The organism is Pedobacter fastidiosus, from assembly GCF_014306625.1.
GTDB lineage: Bacteria > Bacteroidota > Bacteroidia > Sphingobacteriales > Sphingobacteriaceae > Pedobacter > Pedobacter fastidiosus.
Genome location: NZ_JACRYL010000031.1, coordinates 1 through 13,933, shown reverse-complemented (window position 1 = coordinate 13,933; position 13,933 = coordinate 1). Strand labels below are relative to the sequence as shown.

The 13,933-nt window shown below is 34.1% G+C and carries 16 protein-coding genes, 1 tRNA gene and 1 pseudogene; 7 read left to right on the top strand and 11 right to left on the bottom strand.

Translation table 11 applies throughout. From position 1 onward, the window contains the following. Nucleotide 1: 1 nt before the first annotated feature. The 5 genes from H7U22_RS21385 to H7U22_RS21365 form a co-directional block, all read right to left on the bottom strand. Nucleotides 2–850 carry an alpha/beta fold hydrolase gene (locus H7U22_RS21385; RefSeq protein ID WP_187073383.1) on the bottom strand — a complete coding sequence of 283 codons (849 nt, stop codon included), beginning with the start codon at nucleotides 848–850 and terminating at the stop codon, nucleotides 2–4. A 24-nt stretch (nucleotides 851–874) separates the two neighbouring features. Beyond that, nucleotides 875–1,342: a pyrophosphohydrolase domain-containing protein gene (locus H7U22_RS21380; protein WP_187073382.1), complete on the bottom strand. Its 468-nt coding sequence runs from the start codon at nucleotides 1,340–1,342 to the stop codon at nucleotides 875–877. A gap of 207 nt (nucleotides 1,343–1,549) precedes the next feature. Beyond that, nucleotides 1,550–2,269, bottom strand: coding sequence for a LytR/AlgR family response regulator transcription factor (locus tag H7U22_RS21375; protein WP_187073381.1), 720 nt, complete (start codon nucleotides 2,267–2,269; stop codon nucleotides 1,550–1,552). Nucleotides 2,270–2,331: 62 nt separating this feature from the next. Next, the gene (locus tag H7U22_RS21370) at nucleotides 2,332–3,339 is read right to left on the bottom strand and encodes a sensor histidine kinase (RefSeq protein WP_187073380.1); all 1,008 of its coding nucleotides are present in this window, start codon (nucleotides 3,337–3,339) and stop codon (nucleotides 2,332–2,334) included. 96 nt (nucleotides 3,340–3,435) lie between these two features. Then, nucleotides 3,436–3,918 carry a GNAT family N-acetyltransferase gene (locus tag H7U22_RS21365; protein ID WP_187073379.1) on the bottom strand — a complete coding sequence of 161 codons (483 nt, stop codon included), beginning with the start codon at nucleotides 3,916–3,918 and terminating at the stop codon, nucleotides 3,436–3,438. 194 nt (nucleotides 3,919–4,112) lie between these two features. Between H7U22_RS21365 and H7U22_RS21360 the strand changes: the two genes are divergently transcribed. Then, nucleotides 4,113–4,712 (top strand): hypothetical protein, encoded by a 600-nt coding sequence (locus tag H7U22_RS21360; RefSeq protein ID WP_187073378.1) that lies wholly within the window; start codon nucleotides 4,113–4,115, stop codon nucleotides 4,710–4,712. A 491-nt stretch (nucleotides 4,713–5,203) separates the two neighbouring features. Here the strand turns inward: H7U22_RS21360 and H7U22_RS21355 are convergent, their stop codons facing one another. Then, the gene (locus H7U22_RS21355) at nucleotides 5,204–6,808 is read right to left on the bottom strand and encodes a S41 family peptidase (protein WP_187073377.1); all 1,605 of its coding nucleotides are present in this window, start codon (nucleotides 6,806–6,808) and stop codon (nucleotides 5,204–5,206) included. Between the two features lie 198 nt (nucleotides 6,809–7,006). Here H7U22_RS21355 and H7U22_RS21350 point away from each other — a divergent pair, with 198 nt between their 5' ends. Beyond that, the gene (locus tag H7U22_RS21350; protein WP_187073376.1) at nucleotides 7,007–7,144 is read left to right on the top strand and encodes a DUF2256 domain-containing protein; all 138 of its coding nucleotides are present in this window, start codon (nucleotides 7,007–7,009) and stop codon (nucleotides 7,142–7,144) included. Between the two features lie 145 nt (nucleotides 7,145–7,289). Further along, nucleotides 7,290–7,709, top strand: a complete 420-nt coding sequence (locus H7U22_RS21345; protein ID WP_248284825.1) for an SRPBCC domain-containing protein — start codon at nucleotides 7,290–7,292, stop codon at nucleotides 7,707–7,709. 16 nt (nucleotides 7,710–7,725) lie between these two features. On the opposite strand, the gene H7U22_RS21340 is transcribed toward H7U22_RS21345, so the two are convergent. The 4 genes from H7U22_RS21340 to H7U22_RS21325 form a co-directional block, all read right to left on the bottom strand. Continuing rightward, nucleotides 7,726–7,977: an FUSC family protein gene (locus H7U22_RS21340; RefSeq protein ID WP_187073374.1), complete on the bottom strand. Its 252-nt coding sequence runs from the start codon at nucleotides 7,975–7,977 to the stop codon at nucleotides 7,726–7,728. 138 nt (nucleotides 7,978–8,115) lie between these two features. Then, on the bottom strand, nucleotides 8,116–8,688 hold the full coding sequence (locus H7U22_RS21335) for a hypothetical protein (RefSeq protein WP_187073373.1): 573 nt from the start codon (nucleotides 8,686–8,688) through the stop codon (nucleotides 8,116–8,118). A 139-nt stretch (nucleotides 8,689–8,827) separates the two neighbouring features. Beyond that, entirely contained in the window at nucleotides 8,828–9,220 is a 393-nt protein-coding gene (locus H7U22_RS21330) for a hypothetical protein (RefSeq protein ID WP_187073372.1), read from the bottom strand. 184 nt (nucleotides 9,221–9,404) lie between these two features. After that, nucleotides 9,405–9,477: transfer RNA gene (locus tag H7U22_RS21325), tRNA-Phe, on the bottom strand. A gap of 230 nt (nucleotides 9,478–9,707) precedes the next feature. On the opposite strand from H7U22_RS21325, the gene H7U22_RS21320 reads away from it, so the two are divergent. Continuing rightward, nucleotides 9,708–11,003, top strand: coding sequence for a (Fe-S)-binding protein (locus H7U22_RS21320; RefSeq protein WP_187073371.1), 1,296 nt, complete (start codon nucleotides 9,708–9,710; stop codon nucleotides 11,001–11,003). 52 nt (nucleotides 11,004–11,055) lie between these two features. Continuing rightward, on the top strand, nucleotides 11,056–11,844 hold the full coding sequence (locus H7U22_RS21315; protein ID WP_187073370.1) for a (Fe-S)-binding protein: 789 nt from the start codon (nucleotides 11,056–11,058) through the stop codon (nucleotides 11,842–11,844). A 496-nt stretch (nucleotides 11,845–12,340) separates the two neighbouring features. Here H7U22_RS21315 and H7U22_RS21310 read toward each other — a convergent pair whose 3' ends face one another. After that, complete coding sequence (locus tag H7U22_RS21310; protein ID WP_187073369.1) at nucleotides 12,341–12,895, bottom strand: hypothetical protein; 555 nt, start codon at nucleotides 12,893–12,895, stop codon at nucleotides 12,341–12,343. Between the two features lie 142 nt (nucleotides 12,896–13,037). On the opposite strand from H7U22_RS21310, the gene H7U22_RS21305 reads away from it, so the two are divergent. Both H7U22_RS21305 and H7U22_RS21300 read left to right on the top strand, forming a co-directional pair. Then, nucleotides 13,038–13,475 carry a LytR/AlgR family response regulator transcription factor gene (locus H7U22_RS21305; RefSeq protein ID WP_187073368.1) on the top strand — a complete coding sequence of 146 codons (438 nt, stop codon included), beginning with the start codon at nucleotides 13,038–13,040 and terminating at the stop codon, nucleotides 13,473–13,475. A gap of 90 nt (nucleotides 13,476–13,565) precedes the next feature. Continuing rightward, nucleotides 13,566–13,933, top strand: a pseudogene (locus H7U22_RS21300) ((Fe-S)-binding protein); the annotation flags it as partial.

Genomic DNA, 13,933 nt, shown 5'->3' with positions numbered 1-13,933 from the left:
CTTATTTCGTTATCGCCTTTATTTTGCTTAAAATATCTTCAATCAGTTCTGGAGATTTAAGAATTTTATAATGGCCAATATCTTCATAGAATTTCGATTCGATTTGAGGATTCTTTTTCAAAAACTCCTCCAAAAAAGGATATGGCGAAATATGATCATCAGGATCATAAGCTAAAAAATGAGGAATGCCTTCCAGTTTATATAAATCGACCAGATTAAAATAACCAGCAGAAACCGGAAATTCAGTTGCAAAATTATTAAAGAAAGTTGTTTGTACTTCTTGATTTATGCCTACAGAATCCATACTCTGCTCAAAATTTTCTTTCAAACGGATTAAAGGCGCAATGCTAATTAACAACTTTGGCTGGTTTGGAAGTTCCTGTAAAGCAAGTGCATTTGCCATTCCGCCTAGAGAATGACCGATTACAAAATCTGGTTCAGCGTAATGAAGAGAAATGGCTTTAACAGATTCTGCGTAAAGAATAAGGTTTGAAAATTCGGAGATCGAACTCCCATTCCCTGGTGCATCAAAAGCAATAATTTCTAAATCATCAATTCTTCTAAGTTCAGTAATCAGCTCAAAAAAATCTAAGGCTTTTGAAGCCCAGCCATGCGTAAGCAAAACTTTATTCTTGCCTTTCCCCCAACTAAAGCAATTTATGATAACTTCCGCTTTTGTAAAATATTGATCAAAAACGTTTAAGCTAAATTGCTTTGACTCTGCAATTAATTGCTCTTGATGTAAACGAAGAGGCATTTTCGGCGAATAAAAAATAAATTCGCGGATAAGTTCATCTTTATGATCGGTTGAGATTTTAAGCTCATTAATAAGTTGTTTTAGCTTTTTCAATCTCTGATTTTTTTTATTTAGCGTTTAAACTAAAAGTCCTTTAATATCTGCAGGAGAGTAATTAATAGATTTTAGAGTTTTATCATCACCCTTTCTGAAAACCAAAAACAGTCCATCAATTTCTTTATAGTAAGATTCTGTTTGGTCTTTATCGTAATAATGTTTGATGGTTTGTTCAGCTTCATCTACGGTTTTGCAAGCTTTGCTCATGTTAGAGCGATGCACTTCATCAAACAGGGTTTTGAATTTACCGCCCAAACCAAACTCATGAATCGCTCCTGCCAAAACGTACTGTAAATCGCAAAGTGCGTCAGCAACTTCAACTAAATCGTCGTTTTCAACTGCTTCCTGTAATTCTTTTAACTCTTCTGCCAATAACGAAATTCTTAAATTAGCTCGTTGCTTTGATGGAATAACTGGTGTTTCTAAAATTGGGTGTTTAAAAGTAGTGTGAAATTCGGCAACTTGATTTAAAGAATTCGTTTCTTGCATGGTTTATTTGGTTTAATCTTTACGCCACAAACTTAAAAAAATCGAAGTAAATATAAAGGGATAATCGATTAATTGTTTGAATCGTTGACAGAGTACGGCAGTCTTTTGAATGACTAAATCGTGATTTATTTCTATCTGGTGGTGGATTAACCAGTTAAGCAATTTTACATTTTTAACAATTAAACAATTCTAACCATCAACCTCCAACTACCCTTTCTTCCCTTCTCGCACAACCTTAAAAAATTCCTCTTTATAGGTATCACCTATCGGGATAGATTGATCGTTTATATAAACGGTATTGCCATCGATCATTTTAATTTTCTCAATGGAGATAATGTACGATTTATGAACGCGATAAAAAGGAGGTTTAGGTAACTCAACTTCAAGCTCTCGCAGAGCTTGGTAGGTTATAATTCGCTGTGTTGCCGTGTACACCGAAACATAGTTTTTTAGTCCCTCAATGTATAGAATTTCATTGTAATTAACTTTAATAAATTTATTTTTGGTATCGCCCTTAATGAAGATAAAATCGTTTCCCTGTGTTTGCAACTGAACAATTTCTTGCTGAACAGGCGCTAAAATTTGTTGGGCTTTTGTAGCCGCCTTATAAAAACGCTCGTATGAAATCGGTTTTAAAAGGTAATCGACCACATCAAGATCAAAACCTTCTAATGCATATTCTGGATAGGCTGTTGTTAAAATCACTTTACATTTTCCACCACAAATTTTCAGAAACTGAATTCCAGTTAATTCTGGCATTTGGATATCCAAAAACACCAAATCAACTTTCCCTTCCTTCACTAAATTTAAAGCCTCGAATGCATTGGTTGTGGTTCCAACTAATTCTAAAAAGGGTGTTTTATTGATAAAAGTGGCAATAATATCTGAGGCATAAGATTCATCATCAACAGCAAGGCAACGGATCATAGTTTGGAATTTGGATAAAACAAATTAATCATTCAAGCAATAAATTTAAAAAATTATCAGTTTTAAATATTCAAAATTAAAGTGGTTTTGTAAGTATTTCCATTGTTGGAAACCAAAAGTTCGTGTTTTTCTGGATAAATTAAATCCAACCTTCGTTGAATATTAACCAATCCAACACCACTAGAGTGGTCTTTTTGAGCATGACTGATTTTATTGCTGACTTCAAAACTCAATCTATTATTTTGAACTTTAAGTTTAATGCGAACAGGTTGTTTTTCATCGTTTACTACCCCATGTTTAAAGGCATTTTCTACAAATGGAATCAACATTAAAGCTGCAACTTTCTGTTCTGCAATACCTTCAGTTGTAAATTCTACATAAAATTTTGGTTCAAAGCGCATTTTAAATAACTCGATGTAACTTTCTAAATATTCTACTTCTTTGGTTAAGGTTACTTTTCCATCCGGGCTTTCATTTAAGGTATAACGCATTAAATCTGAAAGGCGCAAAACTGCATTGGCCAATTTATCAGAAACTGGAATTGCTAATGAGTACACATAATTTAAAGTGTTGTACAGAAAATGTGGATTGATCTGCGATTTAAGAAAAGCCAGTTCAGATTTCACCACCTCGTCCTTTAGTTTTCTATTCGATATTTCTGACTTAAAATTTTGTTGCACACTGTAAACCGCAGCGGGAATTACCAAAAAGGAAATGCTATAATAAATGTTATCCGAGATATACTTTGCCACGGGTGTATCGTCAGAATAATTCTTCATACCAAACCATTGAAAGTATAAAATTTGCTCTATAAAATACCGCATAGCGATGAATAAAGCCATAGTAAAAAGAATTCCTAAAATAAGCTGAGGGATTTTACTCCGGTTTAAAAACGATGGATAAAGCCATAAATAGCAAACGTAAAATTCTACTATTTGGATAAAATTCATGGAAATATCAAAAGCCGCAGCTCGAAGCGTTACGCCTTTAATTAATATTTCTCCATAGAAATAAGCTAAAACCAGTACCCAGCAAAGAATGTGAATGGAAATAATTTTGATTTTCTTCATGGTTTAAAACTAGAAAAAGTATGACCTCAATGGAATTTTGTTATTCCAACACCTTAAAAAATTATCCCAACGCCAAATTATGCTTAAATATGTGGGTTACAAAACTAAAAGCATCCACACATTGCAGGCAAAGTGCCCTGAATTTCCCAATGGAGCAGAAAGCTTTTTAAACCCGGTTTTTTCATACATCGAAATTGCTGTGGTAAGTTCTGGAAACGATTCCAAGTAAATCTCATTATAGCCGAAATGCTGGGCAGATTCTATGCTTTTCTGCATCAACATTTTACCTACACCTTTACCCCTAGCTTCTGCCGAAGTATAAAGCTTTACCAATTCTACGCAACCATCGGGCAAACCAGAAGTTGGATAAATCCCACAGCCTCCAATGATAGTACCTTCTTCTTCTGCGATCCAATAAACAGATTGTTCAGCCGTAAAAACATCCGATAAACGATCAGTAGTTGGATCTGTATAAACTGTACCCGGTTTATCAATCTTGAATTCTCTCAGAATTGTTTTAATTACTTCTGAAAGTTCCTTATTATCTCTTTCTTCTATTTTGCGATAGGTAATGGCCATGATTATTTTTTTTCCAAAGTTAGAAATCCAGCGATAAGCGGTGAATAAAATTCAAATAAAAGAAACAATTTTTTTAAGGTTGATCGACGATTTTTAAGCATTGAAATAGTTTTAAGATTTTGGCGTTATGTTTGCACTGTATAAACAGCTGATTAAATTTCAGATAAAATTTCTACCTTACTAACACACACAAAATGAAACAAAAACTATTGCTTTGCCTTTTCACAGTCGCCATTTTTGGATGTGGAATTAACAGACAAGCCCAACAAATAAAGGCGCTTGAAGATTGCACTTATAAAATTACGAGCGTTCAGCAAGTACTTATTGCCGGTACGGATGTTAAAAGATTAATCGATCAGCAGGATTTTAATCTTGGAAGTTTACCCGGAGTTGCTTTAGGCTTATTAAGGAAAGATATCCCGTTAAGAGCAAATCTGAATTTAGAGATTACAAATCCATCTGCCAACTTAGCGGCGATTAATCAGTTTGAATATAAAATTCTAGTAAACAACACGGATTTAGCTGAAGGCGTTATCAACCAAAATGTAAGCATTGCCCAAGGACAAACCGTTACTGTTCCAGTTCAGCTTAACAGCAACATTTACAGCTTAATTAGTAGCGGAACTGTTTTAAACGATATTATTAAGGCTGCGCAAAAAGGTTCTTCGAAAGATGAGAAATTAGGTTTGTTAACGATTAAAATTAAACCAACTTTTATGATCGGGAATACACCATTTAAATATCCTGGTTACATCACCATCAATAAAGATATTAGCAGTAAGATTTTGCTATAATTTAAAAAGAAGCTGAATCATAAATCAATTTCTCTTTAAATTTCTGTCACCTTGAGCCTGTCGAAATGCTTTAAAACATTTTTATTAGTCCTTCGACAAGCTCAGGATGACAATTCACATCATGATACAGCCTTTTTTGTTGTGGCTTAAATATTAAAATTTAAGAGATTAGTTATGTGTTTCGTGGAGACACGAAATAAAGCGACACGAACCGCGTCGTTATAAAAGCATTTTATTATAATTTCCTTAAAAACCCAAGCTGTGGTACGTGTCTTCACGTACCACAGAAATTATCTTTCTATCACATTGAGCCTGTCGAAATGCTTTAAAACATTTTTATTAGTCCTTCGACAAGCTCAGAGTGACAACTCACATTATGATACAACTTTTTTGTTGTGGCTTAAATCTAAAAATTTAAAAGGTTATCTGTGTGTTTCGTGGAGACATGAACCAAGGCGATGCGAACCAAGGCTGGCTAGAAATATTAATCATTAAAATTTCTTAGCTGGCATTTTAACCATGCCCTTAAAGCTATTTTGATCCAAACTTAACTCTACGGATTTAATTTCAGCAGATGATAGTTTAGCCGGCATAACTGTGGAAGTCGCATTTAAGCTTGCTGTTTTCGAAGTGCTTGCAACAAATGTTCCTGTTCTGGCATACAATAATGCGTAGCCTAATAAAGTTTCACTTTCATCACCCCAAGCTTTCGTCAAATCCTCACTAGAAGATTTATCAACAGTCATTCCTGCATAATAGCCACCAACGCCACTTTGGTTTTTAGTTTCAAATTCTGGAATATACATATCCAATTTATCGATTCGTATTGGGAAAAACCCAACAGGCTTGCCATAAGTTGTTGTACCAATTAACTTAACATCCATAACAGGTTTTAAACTATTTATGGTTAATTCACTTGCAGAAGCTGTTCCACTTCCAACAATAAAGTAAATGCGACCTAAATTTAAAGATCCCGATTTCGAGAATTTCTCGATGTTATCCGAAGAAGTTGATTGGTAATTTAAATCTGCATAAGTAGCAAATTTTCCATTAACGCCTGATGTAAAAGTTTGTAATTTACCATCATTATCCAACAAAGGCTGATTAATTAAAACAGAAGTTTTCCTTTGTGCCGAAGTTATGTTTTGAAGATAATCATTATAATAATAGGTAAACATGGTATTACCCGTTTGAGCACTTGGTGCAGCGAGATTTATAATCTGCGTTGCCGTAGAAACATAACCACCACCATTATATCTTAAATCTACAATGAGTTCGGTTACACCCTGAGAAGCAAAACTCGCAAAAGCCGTATTCAAATCAGCAGTAGCATTATTGGTAAAGCTATTGAAAACTATATAACCAACCTTTTTAGTTCCCGCAGTGTAAACTCCGGTAAAGAGAATAGGCTTAACCGTATAAGTTGCATTGGTTATGGTGGCACTTTTGGTCGTGTTAGATAAATCTACAAAAGTTAAAGTAACACTGGCATTTGTACCAAAAATTGCATTATTTAAATAGGTAACGTTGCTACTGTTGTAGGTTAAATCTGTTCTACCGTTAACTGCTGTAATTTTACATCCGCGGGTTAAACCTTGTTGCGCAGCAGAAGAACCTGGATAAACATATTTAACCCGTAAATCTGTGGTATTATTGTACATAACCGAAAAGCCATAATCATTTGCCGTTCCATTTATATCGGCTTTTAAAGCACTCGTTTTAGAGGCTGTAGTTACATAATCGAAAAATGAATATTTTGGCTCTGCATACCCACTCACATATTCATAAGGTTTTCCTGTTGTTGGATCGTTAGAAAATTGAGTTAATGCATAAAGTTCAGTTTCATTAGAGCTATAGCTTCTCGGATTAAATGCAGTATAAGTTGGCAGAGAATTATACCAATAATAAAGCTCTTTCGAATATAAAAAAATCGAATCTTTGGTCAGCTCATCACGGGTTGCCGCTACTGTAGGCGTGGTAGTCGTAGTGGTTGGTGTAGTAACATCAGGCGTAGCTGTACTTTTTTTACAGGAAATAAAAATACCCAAGCCTAAAAATGCCAGAACAACTAGGTGTATATGTTTGTTGTTTTTCATGTGTAAATTGCAATTATTTGTAATATACGTTGAAGCGCTTAATTTAGTTGTTAGAATACTAAGTTTTTAATTATCAGCAATCTAAATCTAGCACAAAACGTTCATTTATTATTAAAAGTATCGGTGAATCGGTTTTATCTCTCGATTAATTAATTTTATGTATTGATTTGTAAGTGAATGAAAAAATATGAGCTTTAAATGAAGAATGTAAAGAAAGAACACCTGCCAAGTAAAATCTGTTTGGTTTGTTTGAAACCTTTTTCTTGGCGTAAAAAGTGGGCCAAAAATTGGGATGATGTAAAATACTGTAGCGATCGCTGTAGAAGAGAGAAATAGGCCAAACAAAACTAACTAATCATTCAATCCTTTCGAAAATGTTTGCTGAAGTACCCCTCTAAAATGTCGCCTTTGCACCGCTTCTATTTTTAAAAAAAAGTTCATATTTGATTTACAAACAATTAGACAGAGGATCATGGATAAAATGAAATTTAACATCGAAATTATTGCTTCAGCAGAAAAAGTTTGGTCAATCCTTTGGGGAAAAGAATCTTATTCTGCTTGGACAGCCGTATTCGCCGAAGGCTCGAAAGTAGAAACCGATTGGAAAAAAGGAAGCAAAGCTTTATTTCTAGATTCTAAAAACGAAGGAATGGTTTCGAGAATTGCTGAAAACATCCCTAATGAATTCATGTCTATTGAACATTTGGGTATAATTAAAGATGGTAAAGAAGATCTGAATCAGGTTTGGAAAGGCGCAAAAGAGAATTACAACCTCAACGAAAAAGATGGAAAAACTGAATTGTTAATCACTATGGATAGTAATGCAGAAATGCAGGCATATTTCGAAAATACCTGGCCAAAGGCGTTGTACCAAGTAAAATTATTGGCAGAAAGTGAGTAGGAAAAAAGAAAGTTATTCATTTCAAATTCCGCTCCCTTAATAGGTTTTCCAATTCGCTATTCTTGTATTTTGAATTATTGATCAATTTATAAATAAAAAATAATGGGATCAGCGTTAAAAACCCCCAAGTGTTTTTCATCACGCTGAAAAATACAATTCCAATCAGAAATCCGATTAATAAAGCATTAATGATTGAAGCGGATTTCATTTTTTTTGCTTCTTGCAACAATTCTTCATTTGTTAATTCTGAGCGCTTTTTTTCTTCCATTTTTAATATTTTATTTGTTGAGATATTTTATTCGAAGTTTGCTAATCTTTGAAGTTGCAAATAATTGAAAATCTAGCATAAATAATTAGCTTGAAGCTTACATTAAAAACTTCGTGACCACTCTCCGCATTTTTCTTTTTACTCTTCTTGTTCCTTGTACCATATACCAAGTTTATTCTTTCTTGCATACAATTCTGCGACCTTTATTTGTTCAATAAAAATATTGTACCATTTTTTATCCACATAAACTTTAACATCAGACTTTTCATCTGAATTTCTATATAATTCCTCTTCCCTTTTCTCCATTTCATCCCAAGTTTTTGGTCTTAACATCGTTCCGCCAGGAAAACAGCCCTTTTTTATTAAATAATTGTTTAAAGTATCTTTTTTATCTATTACCCAACAATAAATTATTTTGGAATCCTTGTCTTTGATTTGTGCCGGCCCAAATGAAGATACTGGAACTACGATGGCCTCACGATGCTTATTTATCCAATCGATTACTAAACTATCAGAATTTTCTGATCGAGGAGTTCTAAAAAACCCTGATCCAAGTAAACAGTAATTATTTTGAGGCTCTTTAGAAGTCAATCCAAAAATAGATTTAAATTTAAAGTCAGAAATTTTAAGATACTCTTTTATTTTTTGTCCTTTGCAACTATTTAAAGTTGATAAAGAGAATAAAATTAGGAATGTAGCAATCTTTTTCATTTTTGGTTTATTATAGATTTCTCATAAGGGTTTAAAGGCACCTTGTCAAGACGAAAACTAGGAGCTTTTAATAGGTATTTGATCAAAATGATCATTCTGTATATTAATAATACACTAATCTCGTTATTACGAAAACCCATTAGTTGATTTTTGTAATCTCACTTTCAAGTACTTGTTTATTAAAGTTTGATGTTGCCTTTATTTTATAAGTGTTTCCGCTATAACTAATTATTTTTACAGTTATAAGGGCACTTTTACTAATGTTAGAAAACCTTAAAATAGTTTTATCTGGCTGTAAGGTATAAGAGCAATTACTTATCCACTTAATTTTATATTCAATAGGAAGTTTATTATCGTCGTAATATTCATATTGGTGATTTGCATCACGATTTATTATGAGTGATTTTCCCTGATAAATCATCTTAAATTTTCCTATTCTAAATCTCAAACAATCAGAGGATTGGGCTTTTGCAGTAATCAAGGATAACAGTAAAATTATTTTTAGAAGAAAGAGGCGTTTTAAATTGAACATATTAATTAAGATGTAAGCCAAATATAAAATATAATTGCGTTTTTGCAAACGGTTCGTATTACCGCTGGATTGTACACATTAAAAAGCAGTTACTAATTGATTGAACCAAACAATCTCAAGACTTGAATTTACCAAAATCCTTAAAAACCAAAAAAGCCCTACATTTCTGTAAGGCTTTGGGTTGTGGTGCCTGCTGGAATCGAACCAGCGACACAAGGATTTTCAGTCCTTTGCTCTACCGACTGAGCTAAGGCACCAACCGTTTGGGATTGCAAATGTAGTGTTCTTTTTTCAAAAGCAAAATTTTTTTTCAAAAAAAACGCTCTATCACTGATTATCAATTAATTAATTTTTACAAGCATTTTTCACAAGCCAATTTTCTAAACCATAGAATGAATCCAAACAGAAAAATTATCATTTATTTTATGCATGCATAGTAATTTATTTGAATTAAATATCCTAATTTAGCGCTACAAACCTAAAATGCATGGTGGCTCAAATTCTTTTTCTAGTATTTACACTTGCAGCAATTGCGCTGTTTACCGTTAATTTCCGAAAAATTATCCGCAATATCCGTTTGGGTAAAGCGGTGGATCGGAATGATCAACCTCAAAAAAGGTTAATCACGATGATTAAGGTTGCGTTCGGTCAATCGAAAATGGTTGTTCGCCCTATTCCAGCCTTTTTGCACTTCTTTGTTTACGTTGGTTTTGTAATCATCAACATCGAAGTTTTAGAAATTATGATCGATGGGCTTTTTGGAACACACAGAATTTTCCACGGACTTGGAGGTTTGTACGATTTCTTAATTGGCTCTTTCGAAATTCTTGCCCTTACTGTTTGGCTTTCTTGTGTAATTTTCTTCATTAGAAGAAACATTTTAAAATTAAAACGCTTCAGAGGAACGGAAATGACCGCTTGGCCAAAATCTGATGCTAATTATATCTTAATTACCGAAGTTTTATTAATGAGTGCTTTCCTATTAATGAACGCAGCAGATGCAAAATTACAGACTTTAGGCGTTGACCATTATATAACAGCAGGTTCGTTTCCAATCAGTCAATATTTACAGGCATTATTACCTTCTTCAGAAAACGCACTAATTATGTTAGAACGTGGTTGCTGGTGGTTTCATATTTTAGGCATTTTGGCTTTTTTAAACTACCTGCCCTACTCCAAACATTTCCATATTCTTTTCGCCTTTCCAAACACGTATTTTTCTAATTTAGAACCTAAGGGAGAATTTACAAATATGGCTTCTGTTACCAATGAGGTGAAGGCCATGCTTGATCCATCCTTTGTTCCTGCAGAAACAGAGCCTGGTAAATTTGGCGCTAAAGATGTTACAGATCTAAGTTGGGTAAACTTAATGAATGCCTACACCTGTACAGAATGTGGTCGTTGTACTTCGGTTTGTCCGGCAAATATTACAGGTAAGTTATTATCGCCAAGAAAAATTATGATGGACACCCGCGACCGAATTACGGAAGTTGGCAAGAACATAGATAAACACGGAGCAGAACATCAGGATGGAAAATCTTTGTTGGATGATTACATCACAAGAGAAGAAATTTGGGCTTGTACCAGTTGCAATGCCTGCGTTCAGGCTTGTCCAGTAAATATTGATCCTTTACAAATTATTATGGAATTGCGTCGCTTTGCGGTGATGGAAGAATCGCAAGCCGCTGCAAGTATAAACGCCATGATGGGAAATATTGAAAACAATCAGGCACCTTGGAAATACTCTCCGGCCGATCGTTTTAATTGGGCAGAAGGAAAATAATTAAATAAATACTTGATACTCGAGTCTTAATACTAAATACTTGATACAGAAAATGGAATTTAAAGTCCCTACAATGGCCGAATTAATGGCTGCAGGTGAAGAACCGGAAATATTATTTTGGGTGGGTTGTGCTGGAAGTTACGATGAAAGAGCACAAAAAATTACCCGCGACATCTGCAAAATTTTACATCATGTAGGGATGAAATATGCCGTTTTGGGAACCGAAGAAAGTTGCACTGGCGATCCTGCAAAACGTGCTGGAAATGAATTTTTGTTCCAAATGCAGGCCATGACGAATATTGAAGTTCTGAATGCCTACAACATAAAAAAAATAGTTACCGGCTGTCCGCATTGTTTCAATACCATTAAAAATGAATATCCAGGTTTGGGTGGCACTTACGAAGTGATTCATCATACTCAGCTTATTCAAGACCTTATTAATGATGGAAAGCTAAAAGCTGAAGGTGGCGAGAGTTTCAAAGGTAAAAAAATAACCTATCACGATCCTTGTTATTTAGGTCGTGGAAACGGAATTTATGAAGCTCCTAGAAAAGCATTAGAGGTTTTAGATGCCCAATTAGTAGAAATGAAACGCTGCAAAAGCAATGGCTTATGTTGCGGTGCAGGCGGTGCGCAAATGTTTAAAGAACCTGAAAAGGGAAATAAAGACATTAACATCGAACGTATTGAAGAAGCTTTGGAAACCAATCCTCAAGTTATTGCAGCAGGTTGTCCTTTCTGCATGACGATGCTGAGCGATGGAATAAAATTGAAAGATAAAGAAAAGGAAGTTAAGGTATTGGATATTGCAGAAATTACGGCGAGAGCGAATGGGCTTTAAAGCCTTAAAGGGAACTTTGACTTTCCAAAGCACTAAAAACTAAAGAGTTAAGCAACGAACAAAACCCCATTAACTAATGTTTAAACAACTTCGCTTGTTGTTTTTCCAGTTCCGCTCCTCTAAAGCCTCTTGCTACAATTACACCTTTTTGATCTGTTGAAAATTATTCTAGCTAATCAAATACTTTACATCTTCCAACCTATAAGGCTCTGGCAATTCACACTCCTTTAATTGCTTTAAGGTTTGCTCCAACGGTACGAAAGCCAATTTTTTAGCTATCTCGCAAATGCCTACTCAAGAAAAACGTTCCTTGTTAATTCTACATATATCTCGCAGCTTTAGTAATCTGAAGATTTTACCACAATGCTTGGCCACCATGAGTAGGCATTGCAATCCATTTGATTAAGTTAGAGGTAGTAGCGGAAGATGTTCCATATTTAAAAATATAGAAGTTAAAACTAGTTATTACAACAGTTGGCGTATTTCAATACCTAATTCAATAAGTATTATCCAATTCGTTAATATTATTTAACTGTTCTAAGATAGAACTGGGTAACGGATGTTTTTTCATTTCTTCTACCCAGTAATCTGAATAGTAAAAACTCCTATCAATATCTATATAACTCTTGTATTTTAGTGGTTTAGCACCATTGTAATTTATTTTGTCATCAATAAATATTTCCGTAATTGTTTCTATTGCATTAGTTTTTCTTTTGTCATTGGTTTTTTCCAATATTTTTTTATTGGAAAAAAGATAGGTCGGTCTTCTGGTATCCCCACTGCCCGTCCATTTCTGGATATTTTTAGATTTCCCTGTAATTTTCCACCATAACGCAATTCTTATTGCATCCTCACCATCAAAATTATCTGTTACATTAATTTCAATTGGAAAATTATTTTTATTATAAATGGCGTAGCCTACACTTTTACCCTCATCATAAACATTATATAAGCTATCGTTAGCTTTTTTTGTACTATACCAGCTATTCGTTATTCTGTCATTCTTTGGTAGGTCATCATTAAAGAAACCATCATTAAACGAGACACTCACTATACGTGATTTTGACTTTATACTGTCAATTTTAAAGTTTCTAAAAGCTTTAATGTATTTATTTTTTTGAGCACGAAAAGTAAATTTTGAGCCCTCAAAAGGAATTTCATATTCTATAATAGCATCTCCGAACCTTATTGAAATGCCTAATTTATCTGGTTTTGAACTGGCAGAGCAAGTAAGGGACAAAGTAAAAAACTTAGTTTTAGTAACTGGCCATCCCGAATATGCTTTAAAAGGTTACGACTTACAGGCTGTAGCCTATTTATTAAAACCGTTTTCCTTTAAACATTTTCATTTAGCCGTAAACAAACTAATTAGCGTATTAGAGATTGAAAAGACCTTTATTTGGTTTAAAGTTGGCACTATGAGTCAGCAAATAAAAGTTTACATCAATACCATTATTGCCATAGAGGCAATGGGCAACTATATTAAAATATACACCAGTACAAACGAAATGCCTTATATAGTCCATTCCAGCTTGACCATTGCTGAAAATAAATTAAGATTAAAATTAAAACCAGTTTTTATTCGGCTAAATAAATCGTTGTTGATATTCGAAAATCATATTGTTAAGTGAGAAGGAGATAAAATTTACATGAGCAATGGGTTAATTGAAAGCATTGGACGTACTTATAAAGCCATGTTTAATAGTTGGTTTAATAATATGATGGGCGGCACTTATGAAGTGATTCATCATACTCAGCTCATTCAAGATCTTATAAATGATGGAAAGCTAATAGCTGAAGGTGGCGAGAGTTTCAAAGGCAAAAAAATAACCTATCACGATCCTTGTTATTTAGGTAGCGGAAACGGAATTTATGAAGCTGCTAGAAAAGCATTAGAGGTTTTAGATGCCCAGTTGGTAGAAATGAAACGCTGCAAAAGCAATGGTTTATGTTGCGGTGCAGGCGGTGCGCAAATGTTTAAAGAACCTGAAAAGGGAAATAAAGACATTAATATCGAACGTATTGAAGAAGCTTTGGAAACCAATCCTCAAGTTATTGCAGCAGGTTGTCCTTTCTGCATGACGATGCT